General features: G+C 53.1%; 13 protein-coding genes. 1 reads left to right on the top strand and 12 read right to left on the bottom strand.

The window, feature by feature from the left end:
* Positions 1 to 179: 179 nt before the first annotated feature.
* The 7 genes from D7M11_RS25125 to D7M11_RS25095 form a co-directional block, all read right to left on the bottom strand.
* Entirely contained in the window at positions 180 to 1,328 is a 1,149-nt protein-coding gene (locus tag D7M11_RS25125) for an ABC transporter permease (RefSeq protein ID WP_120750023.1), read from the bottom strand.
* Between the two features lies 1 nt (position 1,329).
* Positions 1,330 to 2,454, bottom strand: a complete 1,125-nt coding sequence (locus D7M11_RS25120) for an ABC transporter permease (RefSeq protein WP_120750022.1) — start codon at positions 2,452 to 2,454, stop codon at positions 1,330 to 1,332.
* Positions 2,455 to 2,466: 12 nt separating this feature from the next.
* Positions 2,467 to 3,405: an ABC transporter ATP-binding protein gene (locus D7M11_RS25115; protein ID WP_120750021.1), complete on the bottom strand. Its 939-nt coding sequence runs from the start codon at positions 3,403 to 3,405 to the stop codon at positions 2,467 to 2,469.
* A gap of 119 nt (positions 3,406 to 3,524) precedes the next feature.
* Positions 3,525 to 4,673: a sensor histidine kinase gene (locus tag D7M11_RS25110; protein ID WP_120750020.1), complete on the bottom strand. Its 1,149-nt coding sequence runs from the start codon at positions 4,671 to 4,673 to the stop codon at positions 3,525 to 3,527.
* The gene (locus D7M11_RS25105; RefSeq protein ID WP_120750019.1) at positions 4,670 to 5,377 is read right to left on the bottom strand and encodes a response regulator transcription factor; all 708 of its coding nucleotides are present in this window, start codon (positions 5,375 to 5,377) and stop codon (positions 4,670 to 4,672) included. Before D7M11_RS25105 ends, D7M11_RS25110 begins: the two co-directional genes overlap by 4 nt.
* A gap of 151 nt (positions 5,378 to 5,528) precedes the next feature.
* On the bottom strand, positions 5,529 to 5,744 hold the full coding sequence (locus tag D7M11_RS25100) for a hypothetical protein (RefSeq protein WP_120750018.1): 216 nt from the start codon (positions 5,742 to 5,744) through the stop codon (positions 5,529 to 5,531).
* 123 nt (positions 5,745 to 5,867) lie between these two features.
* Entirely contained in the window at positions 5,868 to 6,692 is an 825-nt protein-coding gene (locus D7M11_RS25095; protein WP_120750017.1) for a helix-turn-helix domain-containing protein, read from the bottom strand.
* A gap of 227 nt (positions 6,693 to 6,919) precedes the next feature.
* On the opposite strand from D7M11_RS25095, the gene D7M11_RS25090 reads away from it, so the two are divergent.
* Positions 6,920 to 8,251 carry an extracellular solute-binding protein gene (locus tag D7M11_RS25090; protein ID WP_158606824.1) on the top strand — a complete coding sequence of 444 codons (1,332 nt, stop codon included), beginning with the start codon at positions 6,920 to 6,922 and terminating at the stop codon, positions 8,249 to 8,251.
* Positions 8,252 to 8,321: 70 nt separating this feature from the next.
* Here D7M11_RS25090 and D7M11_RS25085 read toward each other — a convergent pair whose 3' ends face one another.
* From D7M11_RS25085 to D7M11_RS25065, 5 genes are all read right to left on the bottom strand, one after another.
* Positions 8,322 to 9,194, bottom strand: coding sequence for a serine/threonine-protein kinase (locus tag D7M11_RS25085; RefSeq protein ID WP_120750015.1), 873 nt, complete (start codon positions 9,192 to 9,194; stop codon positions 8,322 to 8,324).
* Positions 9,191 to 9,706 (bottom strand): carboxylesterase family protein, encoded by a 516-nt coding sequence (locus D7M11_RS25080; RefSeq protein ID WP_158606823.1) that lies wholly within the window; start codon positions 9,704 to 9,706, stop codon positions 9,191 to 9,193. Before D7M11_RS25080 ends, D7M11_RS25085 begins: the two co-directional genes overlap by 4 nt.
* Before the next feature lie 738 nt (positions 9,707 to 10,444).
* A complete protein-coding gene (locus D7M11_RS25075; protein WP_120750013.1) occupies positions 10,445 to 10,996 on the bottom strand; it encodes a YdeI/OmpD-associated family protein in 552 nt (183 codons plus the stop codon).
* A gap of 140 nt (positions 10,997 to 11,136) precedes the next feature.
* On the bottom strand, positions 11,137 to 11,895 hold the full coding sequence (locus D7M11_RS25070; RefSeq protein ID WP_120750012.1) for a sugar phosphate isomerase/epimerase family protein: 759 nt from the start codon (positions 11,893 to 11,895) through the stop codon (positions 11,137 to 11,139).
* 111 nt (positions 11,896 to 12,006) lie between these two features.
* Positions 12,007 to 13,503, bottom strand: a complete 1,497-nt coding sequence (locus D7M11_RS25065; protein WP_120750011.1) for an MDR family MFS transporter — start codon at positions 13,501 to 13,503, stop codon at positions 12,007 to 12,009.
* Between the last annotated feature and the right edge of the window lie 298 nt (positions 13,504 to 13,801).

Raw genomic sequence — 13,801 nt, 5'->3', positions numbered from 1 at the left:
CGATGCCTCCCAGCGAATGAGGGCCGTTTCCTGCGCATGCTAGCCTGCGCCGGCAGCCTTCCGACCGTATAACGAGCGAACGGGCAAAAAGTTTTCGCTGTCGCCGCTTTTTGGCAAAAAAATCCCGGCGTCCGCTCTATCGAGCATGAACGCACGGGACTTCGTTGCCGACAGTCCGTTTACACGAACTGGCGAATATCGTTGTTGCGGCCGAACCGGAAGATCGCGATCAGGGCGAACACGGCGGCGAAAGCGATCAGGATCGCCATGTTGAGAGACAAGCTTGCGATCGATACCCCTTGCTGGAGCTTGTTAATCATATCGAGCAGCCAATGCTGCGGCATAAATTTCGAGATGTCGCGCACCGTTTCCGGCATGATGTCCATCGGGAAGAAGCAGCCTGCGAGCAGGCATGTCGGCGTGATGATGAGCGTTTGCATGGCGCCTGCGCCTCTGCTTGTTTTAGCGAAAGCGACGATCATCAGCGACAGTGCGATCGCGGTCAGCGCGAACAACAGCAGCGCCGGGACGAACCGGCCGTACGGGATGCCCGAATCGATATGGAACACCTGTTTCATGACGATCAGCGTCACGATGATCTGCACAAGCATGATGACTATGTTGACGACTACGTTGGAGAGCACGTACATCTTCGCCGACAGTGGCGACGACAGCAGACGAAGGAAGGTGAGGTTTTCCTTCTCCTTAAGGATCATCTCCGACATATTCACCGCAGAGAACATCATGAACGTAATCAGAAACCCGATCGCTTGATACGTAATCGCCTTCGTATTCGACGAATCCTGAAGCGTCTCCGCGGTTACCTGGAAGCTTTGCCGGGTATAGGCGGCGTACAAAGAGTCGAACCGGCCTGCATCGCCTTGTGCGTTTCTGGCTATCGCGGCAATATTGCCGACATAGTCGTTCAGCATGGCCTTGACGTATCCGGTTGCCTGCGCCCCTTTCACGGATATGATGCTCAGATGGTCCGGAGCGCCCTGCCGCACGCTCGCGGCAAACCCCTGGCCCAACACGATCCCGCTGTCCAGCTTGCCCGCCGCGATCTGATCGTTCAACGTTTGTTCGTCCGCCACCGGCGTTACCTTGACCTGGCCGAGCCGTTCCAGAAACCGAATCGCGTCCTGCGTAATCGCCTGATTGCCGTCCTTGTTCAAGGTGCCGACGCGCAGTGTGCCGCTGGTGTCGCCGCTCACGAACAAGGAGACAAATATGCCGACGATTGGCAATCCGATATAAATAAACCAGCTTTTTTTGCTGCGGAATGTGCGCGCAAGCATTTTACGGACGAGCCATATCATTTCTTTCATCTTATAACGCCTCCCGTTTGTGCATGGAGTAAACGGCGACGATCAGAAAAGCGACGGCGACGCCGATATTGACCAGTACTACCGGCCAGACGGCTGCGGCATTGTCGTTGTAAATGATTTGCATCAAAGCCGTATTCGCCCAGCGCAGCGGCGACAGCTGCGTCAGCACGCTCATAAACCCTTCCGTATCGCCGATCGGAAAATACGCCCCGCCGATAAAAGAAGCGATCTGCGTGAAAATGGTCATGACCGAGCTTGCTCCGTCGCCCTTGACCAAGAAGCTTACGCCAAGCCCGAGGCTGACGGCGAGTATCACTTCGGTGAGCAGAACGAGAATCACCGCTCCGTAATGCGTGCCCCAATCGGCGCCAAACGCGAATTTGCTGAACAGGAACACGGCCATAATGCAAAGCAGGTTGATGAAGGTGCAGCCGGCGATTTTGCCGATGAAAATTTCCCCTCTGCTGACGGGAGCCGCCATCAGCCGGATCGACGTGTGGCGGGTGCGCTCGCCGCGGAACAACGAGCTGGCGGACATGACGGAATACAGCGCGATCATCGTCGTCATCGCAATGGCATAATAGTCGATCGAGCCCGGCTTTTTGCCCGGATTCAGCGCCGTCTCCTTGACGAAATCGCCGCTTGGCCCGGAGCCGCTCGCGAGGGCCGGCGCCGAAGCGGGGTCGATTCCGTAAGCGGCGGACACAAGCGAGTAACGTCCCGCGAACGCCGTCAGCATGCCTTGCAAAATATCGCTTTCGATCCTATTTTTGCTGCTGCCGTAAAAGCGGATGCCGTCATCGCCCACTTCCGCATAAGCGGCGTAACGACCTGTGCGAACTTCCTCCCGGCCGTCAACGCCCGGCTCCGCACGGTCGATCTTGACGCCTTCCCGGCCGAGCGATTCCGCGAATCCGACCCATGCAGTCGCAAGCTGCGTATTCGACGTTTGCTGCTTCACCAGCAGCCACAAGTCGCCAACGTTCGAACCCGACCCGAACGCGTTCGAGAGCGCCGTACCGAGTATGAGCATCATTACGATTGGAAAGGCCAGCATAAACAGAAACGTCCGGGTGTCGCGAAGGTTCGAGCGGATTTCCTTGACCGCAATATGCCAGATGTTCATCGCCATCTCCCCCTAGTCCCGCAAGTTCCGGCCGGTCAAGGTCAGGAACACCGTTTCCAGGTTCGGCGCCTGCTCCTCGACCGAGCGAATCTCCACCTGGTCTTTGATCAGCTGCTGAATGATCCGGTTTAAATTGCCCACCTCCGCCTTGGAGACGATCTTCAGCATGTGCTCCTCCAGCCGGACCGAGTCGACGCCTTGAATACCCTTCAGCGGCTCGATCGGCAGCGAGACGTTCGTTTTTACGCCGATCCAGATTTCCTTCGAATCGGTAATGATCGCCTTGAGCTGCTCCTTCGTTCCTTCCGCGATCACTTTGCCGTGATCGACGATGGCGATGCGGGTACAGATTTCTTCGACTTCCTCCATGTAGTGGCTCGTATAAATGATCGTGCAGCCCATCTCGTTGAGCTTGCGCACCGAGTTCAAAATGTAGTTGCGCGAATGGGGGTCGATCCCCACCGTCGGTTCATCCATAATAATCAGCTTCGGCCGGTGCGCGATCGCGCAGGCGATATTCAGTCGGCGCTTCATGCCGCCCGAGAAGTTTTTCGGAAAGCTCTTGTGCTTGTCGCCGAGCCCGACGAATTCGAGCGCTTCCTCGGTCCGTTCCTTCAGCAGCGCCCCGCGAAGCCCGTACAAGCCGGCGAAAAAGCTCACATTCTCATAAGCGGTCATATCCTCATAGATAGCCAGATCCTGCGGTACGATGCCGATGTTCATTTTGGCGAATTTGCCGTTTTTTTCGATATTTTTGCCGAGCAGCCCGATTTCGCCCTTCGTATAGCGCAGCAGCGATGCGATCATGTTGATCGTCGTGCTTTTGCCCGCTCCGTTTGCGCCGAGGAAGCCGAAAATTTCCCCTTCGCGCACGTTCAGCGTCATATTGTCGACGGCAATGAAATCGCCGAATTTTTTGGTCAAGCCGCGAATTTCCAGTACGTTGCTCACTCGAATCTCTCCTCGCTTCTATTATGTCTGTATTGTAATAAAAGAGGATGCCCTTATGTCAGTGCATAAGTTCATCCTCCGACTATGAGAATATTCACATTGTATACGCGTGATTATATTCACCGGCTCTCGTACGGCAGCAGCGTCGTAACGCTAAACCCCTTCGCCCCGTCGACGATCACGGTTCCCCCCACCGACGCGGCCCGCTCCTCCATGCCGACGATGCCGAGCCCTTTGACGACCTTCTCCGCCCCGACCCCGTTGTCGGAAACAACCGCCTTGATGAATTTGTTCAGCACCCGGATTTCGATATGAATAGCGGAAGCTTTCGCGTATTTGAGCGCATTCGTTACCGCTTCGGTAGCGTTCTGCTGAATGATCTTCCACTGGATCGGCGTAATGACGTCGATATCGCCGTCGCAGCTCAGCGTCGCGGTTACCGTTTCTTTGGCCGACAGCTCGTCGACGAACAGACGGAGACGGTTCACTCCCAGCTCCTCCGCTCGCGGCTTCATATCTTTCAGCGTTTGACGAATCCGCTCGAGCCCTTCCTTGGAGATGGAGATCGCATTGCCAAGCAGCTCGGATGCCTTGTCCCGGTTCGTCTGCATCAGCAGCCGCGACGCCTCCATCTGGAAAAGCGCACCCGCCATCGCATGTCCGACATCGTCGTGAATTTGCTGGGACAGCCGGTTCCGCTCCTCGAGCTTGATCGTATATTCGGACTGCCGAATATATTCGTGATTCTCGCTCAGCATGCGGGCTAGCCGCTGCAAATCTGCACGCATCCGCTCGCGCTCCTTCTCGAGCCTCCCGAGCTTATCGCTTAACGCGCCGCCGTACGCATATAACAGATAGCTCAACAAGCCGCACAGCAAATAAGAGGGTATCAGGCTGTAGGGGACAAGCAGCACCGCAAACAGGACCAAAAGTAAGGCAGCAAGTCTTTTTCTCGCAAACCGCTCGGCCAGCTCGCACAGGTTCGCAGGCAGCAGCAGAAGCAGCAGCGGCTCGAGACGAAAGGCGGCATAAACGGCGAGGGCGACCGAAGCTGCGGCCAGCAGCCATTTGGCAGAAGGCGCCTTGAAGATCAGAATCGTTACATTGATCGCGAGATACAGCAAATAGACGAGCATATGCCACGACGCGACCGCAGACGAGGGATCGTTTAGGAAGGCGGCGGCAATGACGTAGCCAAGCAGCACCGCCTTATTCCCGATCGCCCACAGCTCGGGCTGCAAGGGAGACCTTTGTTCGTCTTCTCTCATTCGTCCGACATTCTCGTTTCGCCCGTCAAATAATAAATCGCGATTTGCGTCCGATGCTCCAGACCCGTTTTGTTTAAAACCGAAGTAATATAATTGGCGACCGTTCCTTCGGAGATGAACAGCTTTTTGGCGATTTCCTTGTTGGACAGCCCGTTCGCGATTCGCTCCATTACCTCGAGCTCCCGTTCGGTGAACAGGCTGCGGTCGATTTTATGGCCTTCTGTAAGATTTGCCTGCGCCTCCCCCTGCTCCGGAGAAGCGGTCTGCGCCGCGGTTCCGCCTGCCCCCGCCGCCAGATTCGATTTGATTTTGTCGAGAACGACATCCTGCAGCACGTGATGATTGTGGTAGACGCTCTTAATCGCGTCGCGTATGCGCTCGGGGTCGTTATTTTTGAGCAAATACCCGCGCGCGCCCGACTGCACCGCCTCAAGAATATATTCGTCGTCGTCGAACGTGGTAAGGATAAGCGGCTTAACGCTCGTCTGCTCGGTTATCAGCCGAGTTGCCTCCACACCGTTCATATTCGGCATCCGCACGTCGAGCAGCGCCACGTCGACCTTGTTGCTTTTACAGAAAGCGACCGCCTCGGCCCCATCCTCCGCCGTGCCCACGACATCGAACTCCTCGAAGCTGAGCAGGATGATTTTCAAACCTTCCCGAATAAACGAATTGTCGTCGGCTATCAATACTTTGATTTTCAAACGGTTCTGCCTCCCGGTAAAATAGCTGTGCTACCATCTTAATCCCCCGTTTCGATTTAGGCAACGTTTTGCTGAGGGTCCGGTAACGCCGAAACAGGCAAAGCCTCGTTTCCGGCTTTGCCTGTTCGCGTGTTTGAGCGATCCGGGGAAACTAAACCCCCGTCCGTCTTTTTTGGTTGTTCGGTTTTTTGTTGATTTGGGTTTTCATTTGTTTGACGTCGGTCGTGTGGTGTCCGTTTTGCAGATCTTTCGTTTTGGCGGACGCCTGTTTTTTCTGTTCCAGCTTGCGCTTCATCGCTTCAGCCAGCGTAATTTTTCTCACTTCGCCGTTTGGTTCGGCATTAGGTTTGTCCAGTTGTTCGGACACGTCTATCACCTCGAATAGGGGTTGCACCCATTCTACCACATCTTGCGCGTTACCGCCCGCTACATTATGTTGAGAACTATTTTTTCTTCTCCGTGTCTATTCATATATTCATCTCTTCCTCCGTCAAACGCGATGAGTTTTGCGAAACTGCGTAGGAGTCACGTTCAAATGCTTCATAAAAATGCGATTCAGGTAATAGCCGTTCTGGTAGCCGCAGCATTCGGATATTTTTTCCAAAGTCATGTTCGTTTCCAATAACAGCTTTTTCGCCTTGTTCAACCGAATCGAGGTCAAATATTGAATGGGGGTGACATCATAGGCCGTCTTGAATTTTTTGGTCAACTGCACGGCGCTAATGCCCAGAGAGGAAGCGATTTCCTTCAGGCTGATCGTTTCCAGCGCGTGCTTTTGTATCAGCGAACGGGCCTTTTGGGTCACTTCGTCCGACTGCTTCGCTTGGGCCGGTTCGGCCGATTGTTCATCCGCGCTTAATTCTTCGCAGAAGAGCAGCCAAATATCGTGCAAATAGTGGTTGCCCTTGATCATGTCAAGCGGCTCAAATCGCTCGCGAAGCCGTTTCATCGCTTCGAAATTGGCGGTCAGCCGGCCCGTGTCCTGAATATTGATTTTACCGACAGGGATGTTATGGAGCCCGTCCGGCTCCAGCTCGCGTCCGTCGGCGGTTTTCCAGTGCAGTCGGATTACAAAAAAGGTAAGCTGCGACATAACAATTCGACAAAAGGCCGTCTCCGGGGGGCATAAAACGAGATCGCCGGGCGAAGCCGTACCTTTTACGCTGTTAATTTCATAATAAAACGAACCTTCCTCCACGGCAAAAATAACCCAATGCCGGTAGATGTCCTTGTAGAGCAAAAATTTCATCTTTCGCTCCCAATATTGCCAAAAGATCAGGCTGGGAATGCAGCTGACCAACGCGGCCGAATTCATCTCCCTCACTCTCCTTCGCGGTTGACATTGTGGAAATTTTGTATACAGTATACATAAATAAAATGCATTTTAAAAGGAAAACGCTTCCCCTATGATGGAATTACGGACAGAGAACAATATTTATGGGGGCAACGGGCAGAACCGAAGAAAGGAGGGCACGGCAACCGCAAAATGGCTGTCTGCAATACCGGCGGTCTCCGCAACCACTACAAAACGGAGTGATGCACATGAACGGCACTATACGTCATTGGTCCAGCTTGACGATGATTTCCTTGTCGACCGTTATCGCTTTATCGGCCTGTTCTCCAAAAACGGCCACCAACAACAACGCCGCCGATCCCGGTGAGCAGACGAAAGTTCCCCAAGCTGCGATTAACGAGCCGGTCGAACTGACCTTTTATTATATGTACGCCGATTGGAGCACCGAGAAGTTTATGGGCTTGGTCGGCAAGCATATTCAGAAGCAATATCCGAACGTTCGCTTCAACTTTATTCAGACCGGAACAGGAACAACGATCGAAGATACGGTAGCGGCCAAACAGAACCTCGATGTCATCATCGCCTCGCAAGGGCAGCTTCAGAAGCTGGCGGACTTGGGGCTGCTGTCCGATATTTCCGATCTGGTCACTACCTACAAGTACGATTTGAATCGCATCGAGCCTTCGCCCCTGGAGACGATGAGGCGTATCGCGAACGGATCCATTGTCGGGCTCCCTTATAAAATCAACGCCCTGGCGCTGTATTACAACAAAGACATTTTCGACAAGTTCGGTGTCCCATATTTGAAGGACGGAATGACGTGGGATGAAATTTACGAGAAAGCCCGGCTCCTTACACGGACGGACGCAGGCGTGTCGTATACCGGCATTTCCTTCGGCTCGTACGGCAACCTGCTGACGTTAAATCAATACGGTCACGAATTGGTTGATCCGAAAACCCGCAAGCCGACGTTTGAGGACAACTTCTGGAAGCCGTATGTGGACAGCTTTACCCGGTTTTATCAGCTCGGCAGCGGCCCCAACCCCGATCTACTGAACGGCCCCAAAGTGAAGGAAGCATTTACCAAAAACAAAACATCGGCGATGTGGTTTGCAACGATCGGCGATTTCCCGCGCATCAACGAATGGGATTTCAACTGGGACGTTGCCGCTTATCCGACATTCAAGGAACTGCCCGATGTAGGCCCGCCGCCGGCTCCGACATACATGCTCGTTTCCGCAAACAGCAAGCACCGCAGCGAAGCGTTTCTTGCCGTTGCTTCCATGCTGTCGGACGAGACGCAAACCGAATTGGTCAAGCAGGGGGACGCCACTTCCTTAAAAAACAAGCAGGTCCGCGATCAGTTCGGCACCGCGTATCCGTATTTGAAGGATAAAAATGTGAAGGCTCTGCTTCCGGGCAAGATGGCGGGCCCGATATCTTGGAACAAGGAAACGATTGCCGTGCAATCCGTGTTCAGCAAAGCGTTCGCCGACGTCGCTCAAGGAACGAAGGACGTCAACACCGCCTTGCGCGAAGCGCAAGAGGCCGGACAAAAAGCGATCGACGCGCTGAAATAGCTCACGTAATGACGCACGCCTGCTGTCATCTCAGCTATAGAAGCAGATTCATTCAAGCTAACAAAAACCGTCAGGGAAGATCGCCCTGACGGTTTTTTTCGGTTTGCGACACAATCGATGACTCTGGAATCTTTTCGAAAAAGTCGCTGAAGTACTCCTCAATGGTTGGATAGCGATCTTCTTTTTCCTTGGAGACCGCCTTTAGAGCGAAGGCATACAATTCAGCACCGGCCTTCCATTGATCGAATGACCGGTCTGTTCCACCCCCGAACAATTGGAAGGCCGTAGCCCCCATCGTATAAACGTTCGACCTCTCGTCGATGTGCGCCCCCAATTGAAACTCCTCCGGCGACATAAACCGGCTCGATCCCCACATGCGCCCCATCGTATTGATAACCGGCATCTTGCTATACAGCTCGACATCGCATAGCCTCGTTTGTTTGGTGTCAAAGTTATACATCATGCAGCCGTCGTAAAAATCGATGGCGATATAGCCGCACTTGTGCACATGCACATGGAACCGTACAATTTCCCGGTACAGCTTTTCTTTTTCGCCGATTGGCAAATCCGCGAATTTGGCGTGAGCCTCGTATTGTTTGCCCATACATTCGCCCTCGAACCATTCGAAAACAGTGACGAATCCCGCGTTTATTTCTTTATGTTCGATGATGGGAAGGAGACTCGGATGAGCCAAATCCTCGTAAATCGGCACGGTTGATTTCAATCGGGCTATCGCTTCTTCTTGACTTACGTGACTTCTCATCGTTGACGCTCCGGCTACCTTCAAAAACAGCTTTCGGTTTTCGTTCTGAACGCCGAAGCAGATGTATCCGGAATCCTGCTTATCGAATACAGCGAATACGTTTCCGTATGAGGACAGGAAATCGAAGTCGAAATCTTCTTTTAGTTCGAATGAAACGCCGTCGATTGTTTTGGTTATCATGTCTTGGTCCCCGTTTCTTTCTTATGTTCCAATAACCATTCATAAAGTTCTTGCTTGTTAAGGGTGCATTCCAAGATGTCATGTCCCAATTCCGGGTACATAGTAAGTTTGATGTTTGATTGATACTGCTCGACGGCATGGATCATTCCGGTCATTTGTTCAATCGGTACAATATTATCCAAAGCCCCGTGAAAAGCCCACACAGGCGTAGTCTTTAACCGGGCAGCTTTAGAGACTTGCCCGCCGGAACTTATAGGAACAATTGCCGCAAACATATCTGGATAATGGATGGCTAAATCCCAAATCCCGTATGCCCCCATGCTGTATCCGATTAAATAAATACGGTTGGAATCTACACGGTAATTAGCAGTAAGTTCAGTTATCAAAGCCACAACAGCGTCGCGTTCCATGTTCCAGTACGATTCAGTAGGACATTGGGGGACAGCAATAATAAATGGAAGTGACAGTCCTTTGCCGATACCGAGAATCCCGTAATTCTCCAGCTTAGACATATCTTCGCCTCTCCTATCCATTCCGTGCAAGAAAAGAATAAGTCCCCATTCTATCTCTTCGTCCTCGTACCCTTCGGGAAGGGAAAGCAGAAACTGAATACTTATGCGTTTTACAATCTGAGTTTGCAGATGATTGGATGTAATCCTCATGGTCTCCCCTTTGCCCTTTCATTTTGTTGAATGGCATACTGCTACATCTAAAGTACATAACCCATAGAATGACTACATTTATGCTAACACGCCGAGTAATAAATGTTATTGTAAATTTCAATTAAGCTTAAATGATCCTGCGCGAGTAGAAAAAGTTCTGACCCAAGTTTATTAATTAGAAAAACCGTCCTGGCGGACGGTTTCTTCAGAGAATGGCTCTACGTCGTGCTATGAAGGGAGCGCCAACAACTCTCCTTGCAAACCGCAGTGGCCGCTGCTTTTGCGGAACTTTCGCTTCCGCTAACGCCTCTTTGCGAGCCAACGTCGACGGCTTAGAGGAAGCTCCGCTTCCTTTATTGCCCATTATGTCTAGCTGCACTTGGGCAATTGGCCGCCATAGCGGAACTTTTGCTTCCTCTATGTCCCGTCCAGCAGCGTTCCGCCTGCTTTAACGGAACTTTCACCTCCGCTACCGCTCGCTTAGCGGAACCTTTAGTTCCGCTTTTTTACCGCAACTCGCTTCTCACTCTCCGTTTGCAACGGCTGGTTCGCAGGACGGCGGCACGACAGGCTGCCATTTAGCCCACTTTATAGCCGCCCGTCATCGTTCCAATCGCCATACATTCGATTGTTACGGGTATGCTCGATGAATTTAGTTAACCGTTTCCGATACAACTCGGCATCGCTTCGCACGGACTGAATGTTATCCAGCTTGATTCTGACATAAAGCTCCGGCATATGTTGGAAATGGCGATATAACGCCTCATCCTGGCGCAGTTCCGCCAAAATCGCTTCATCAATCGTAAACGATTCGGCCGACATATCCGGCAATACTTTCCTTCCCGCCTCCGTCATCAAGCCTAACCGGTCTAATCGCCGGACACGCTCCTTGTTGAGCTCGGTCCAGTTGCTGTTTTTTCTCCGGGGTGAGTAACGCTGCGCGGTTTGCGTTTCGTTCATTTTTTTGCGAGTGCTATCGATCCAGCCGAAACACAAGGCTTCTTCGACCAAGTCGAGGTAGGTGACGGGTTCATCTTTAGTAGTGAGCACCCAGCAGTAAGGTTCGCCGGTATGATGGTCGCTCAGCCAGTTTCGCCACTCCTCCCGAGTGTGCACTTCTACGATTTTATCCACGATCATTGCCAATGCTCCGGTCCCCTTCGTTTGTTTATACAATGAGTATAAACGATCATTACTGACAACCGTATGTCAGTGTTTTCTTTCCGATATAGCAATGCCGGAAACAGAAAAAGGCCGCCCGAAGGCAGCCTGTCTCTAATTTAATCTGCAATCAAACGCTTCAGCGTCTCCGCATCCCGCAGAAATTGTTCGGGACTCTCGTCCTTAACGAACTCCAGCATCAGATAGGCGCGCTTTTCCGTTTCCCGGACAGCCTGTATGTACCGAAGCCAGTCGTCCGAGCCATCCGCTAGCGGATATTTCACTCCGACTCCCCAATGAAAGACATGAACGTTCGCCAGCCACGGCGAAATGCGCTTTAATCCGTCGAGTCTCTGTTCGAACGTTTCATTTACTGGAGGCTGCCAATTGCAGCGCACATTCGGGTGATCGATCAATTCCATCAGGAGAACGGCGGAATCAGCCGTATCGGTAAGCGTCCGCGCGTGGTACTCAAAATCGATCGTTACGCCTTCCTTCATAGCTATCTCGGCGATGGCCCGCGTATCTGCGGCTACCTGTTCCCGCCATGCTTCGTCCGTGTCGGCCGAGCCTTTGTCTCCCGCCCATACGCGAATGGACGGAGCGCCCAGGGCGATCGCCGTTTCCAGTACACTGGCAAACCCGACTTTGGCCGAATCGGGAATGCCCGCCCGGTAATACGAGCCGTACGAAGCGACTCGAATGCCGCTTTCCGCCGTCAAACGCCCGACCTCCGCAGCCGCTTTGACATCACCGTGCGGCACGTGAATGTCCCCGCCCCACTCGATCGCCTGCAAACCGGCTTCCCCCGTCAACCGGATTACGTCGACAGGGCTCAGCTTGCGGAACGTTACTGATAAAAGACCGCTTCCAACCATGCCATCCCTCCGTTACACAACTTCTTATGCCTGGCTTCGTTTCTTATTATAGCAAGTTGAGCCGCGCATGTGGAGGCAAGTTCGGCGCTTCTGTATACGTTGTATAATCGGTCAGTGCATAGCTTCAAAAGCGGCTTCCCGTCCGGTCGCCGATTCGGCCTTGACCGTGCCGCGGCGCAGGAACAAGCCGAGGAAAATGCCGACGACCGCAACGACCAGCATCACGCCGAACGTATAACCGAACGCATCCGGCGCCAGCGACAGCATCGCCTTCTGCATGTCGGCCGGAGTCGCCGCCTGCACCTGATTGTCTGCAATCAGCGTCGTCATACGCGAGGACAGTATCGTCACAAGCGTAGCGACGGCGAACGAGTTGACGACCTGCTGCATCGCGCTCGTGAGCGACGTCACCCGGCTGACCAATTCGCGCGGCGCCTTGCCGATCAGGTGCGAATTAAGCGGCATCATCATAAGCCCCATTCCCGCTCCCGCCATAAGCAGCGGCACGATCAGATCTCGTCCCTCGGTCGTCAAATCCACGTGCGAGTATTGGTAGATTGCGCCCGAGACCAGACTCAGACCGGCCACAACCAGCCATCTGACGCCGATTTTATCGAACAGGTACCCACCCAGCGGCATCATAACCGCAGACGCCAGCGCCTGCGGAAACAGGGTCAAGCCGGTGTCAAAAGCGCCATAACCGCGAGCTTGTTGCAGAAATTGCGGCAGCAGGAATATCGCGCCGAATAGCGAAAATTGCAGCACCCATTGCACGAATATGCCAAACGAGAAATCTACCGAACGGAATACGCGCAGCTCCAGCAGCGGAATTTTGGCCCGCAGCTCGACAATGATGAAGGCGATCAGCGCCACTCCCCCGATAATTAGCCCGGCGAGCGTTTTGCTGGACGTCCATCCTTCCGCCCCTTGCGTAACGCCGTACGACAGCGCTGCAAAGGCGATCGGTCCGAGAATCATGCCGGGCAAGTCAAATCCGGCTACTTTTTTACGAGCCGCTGCCGGCAGCTTCCACAAACCGAAAACGAAAGCGAAGATGCCGACCGGCAAGTTGATCAGAAAGATCCAATGCCATGAATGGTATTCTACGAGCCAGCCGGACAACACCGGACCGATCGCCGGCGCCAGTAAAACCGGAACGCCGAGCATACCCATCACTTGGCCGATCTTGTTCGGCGGACTAAGCCGATACACATAGGCCATCGCGACCGGCATAACGAAGCCGCCGCCTAGCCCCTGAAGAACCCGAAACGTGATCAGCATGCCCGCGCTGTTCGGCGTAGCGCACAGCAAGGAAGCGATCGTAAACAGGACGACGGAGGCTAAAAATACCTGTTTCGCTCCAAACCGGTCGGACAGCCAACCGGCGAGCGGAATGACGGCTGCCGTCGCCAGCATATAGCCGGTGACCGCCCACTGGATCGTCGGCAGGTCGGTTTGAAAGTCGACGACGAGCTTGGACAAGGCGACGTTCATCGCCGTGGAGTCGAGAATAACCATAAAGATGCCGAAAATAATGGCGATTAAGGGTACAATGATACTGGACATTTTAAATTCCGGCGCCCCTCCGGCAGCTTGCGATTGACCCATAAGGGTTCCTCCTTACCCGATCCGTTTGTATATGGTATAATAGAGCGGACAATTGTCCGCAAACATCATATTACGGACAATTGTCCGCAATGTCAAATGTTTCTTTGAGCGATAGAGGAAGTTTAAGTTGGGTAAGCGCCAAACGAAACGAAGTATAGACTGTTTTTCTTTACGTTACAGACAAACATGCTGCTTTGCGGCACCACTGATGAATGAAAATATTGTCCATACTGGTACTGGGCTGGCGAAGGTAGGTCGTACTTTCTTGGTGTCACGAACCCGTGTTACAGACGGACCA

It is taken from the genome of Paenibacillus ginsengarvi (assembly GCF_003626695.1).
Classification (GTDB): domain Bacteria; phylum Bacillota; class Bacilli; order Paenibacillales; family NBRC-103111; genus Paenibacillus_AB; species Paenibacillus_AB ginsengarvi.
Note: the sequence above shows the minus strand (reverse complement) of the source record. Positions and strands in the feature narration are given on the sequence as shown.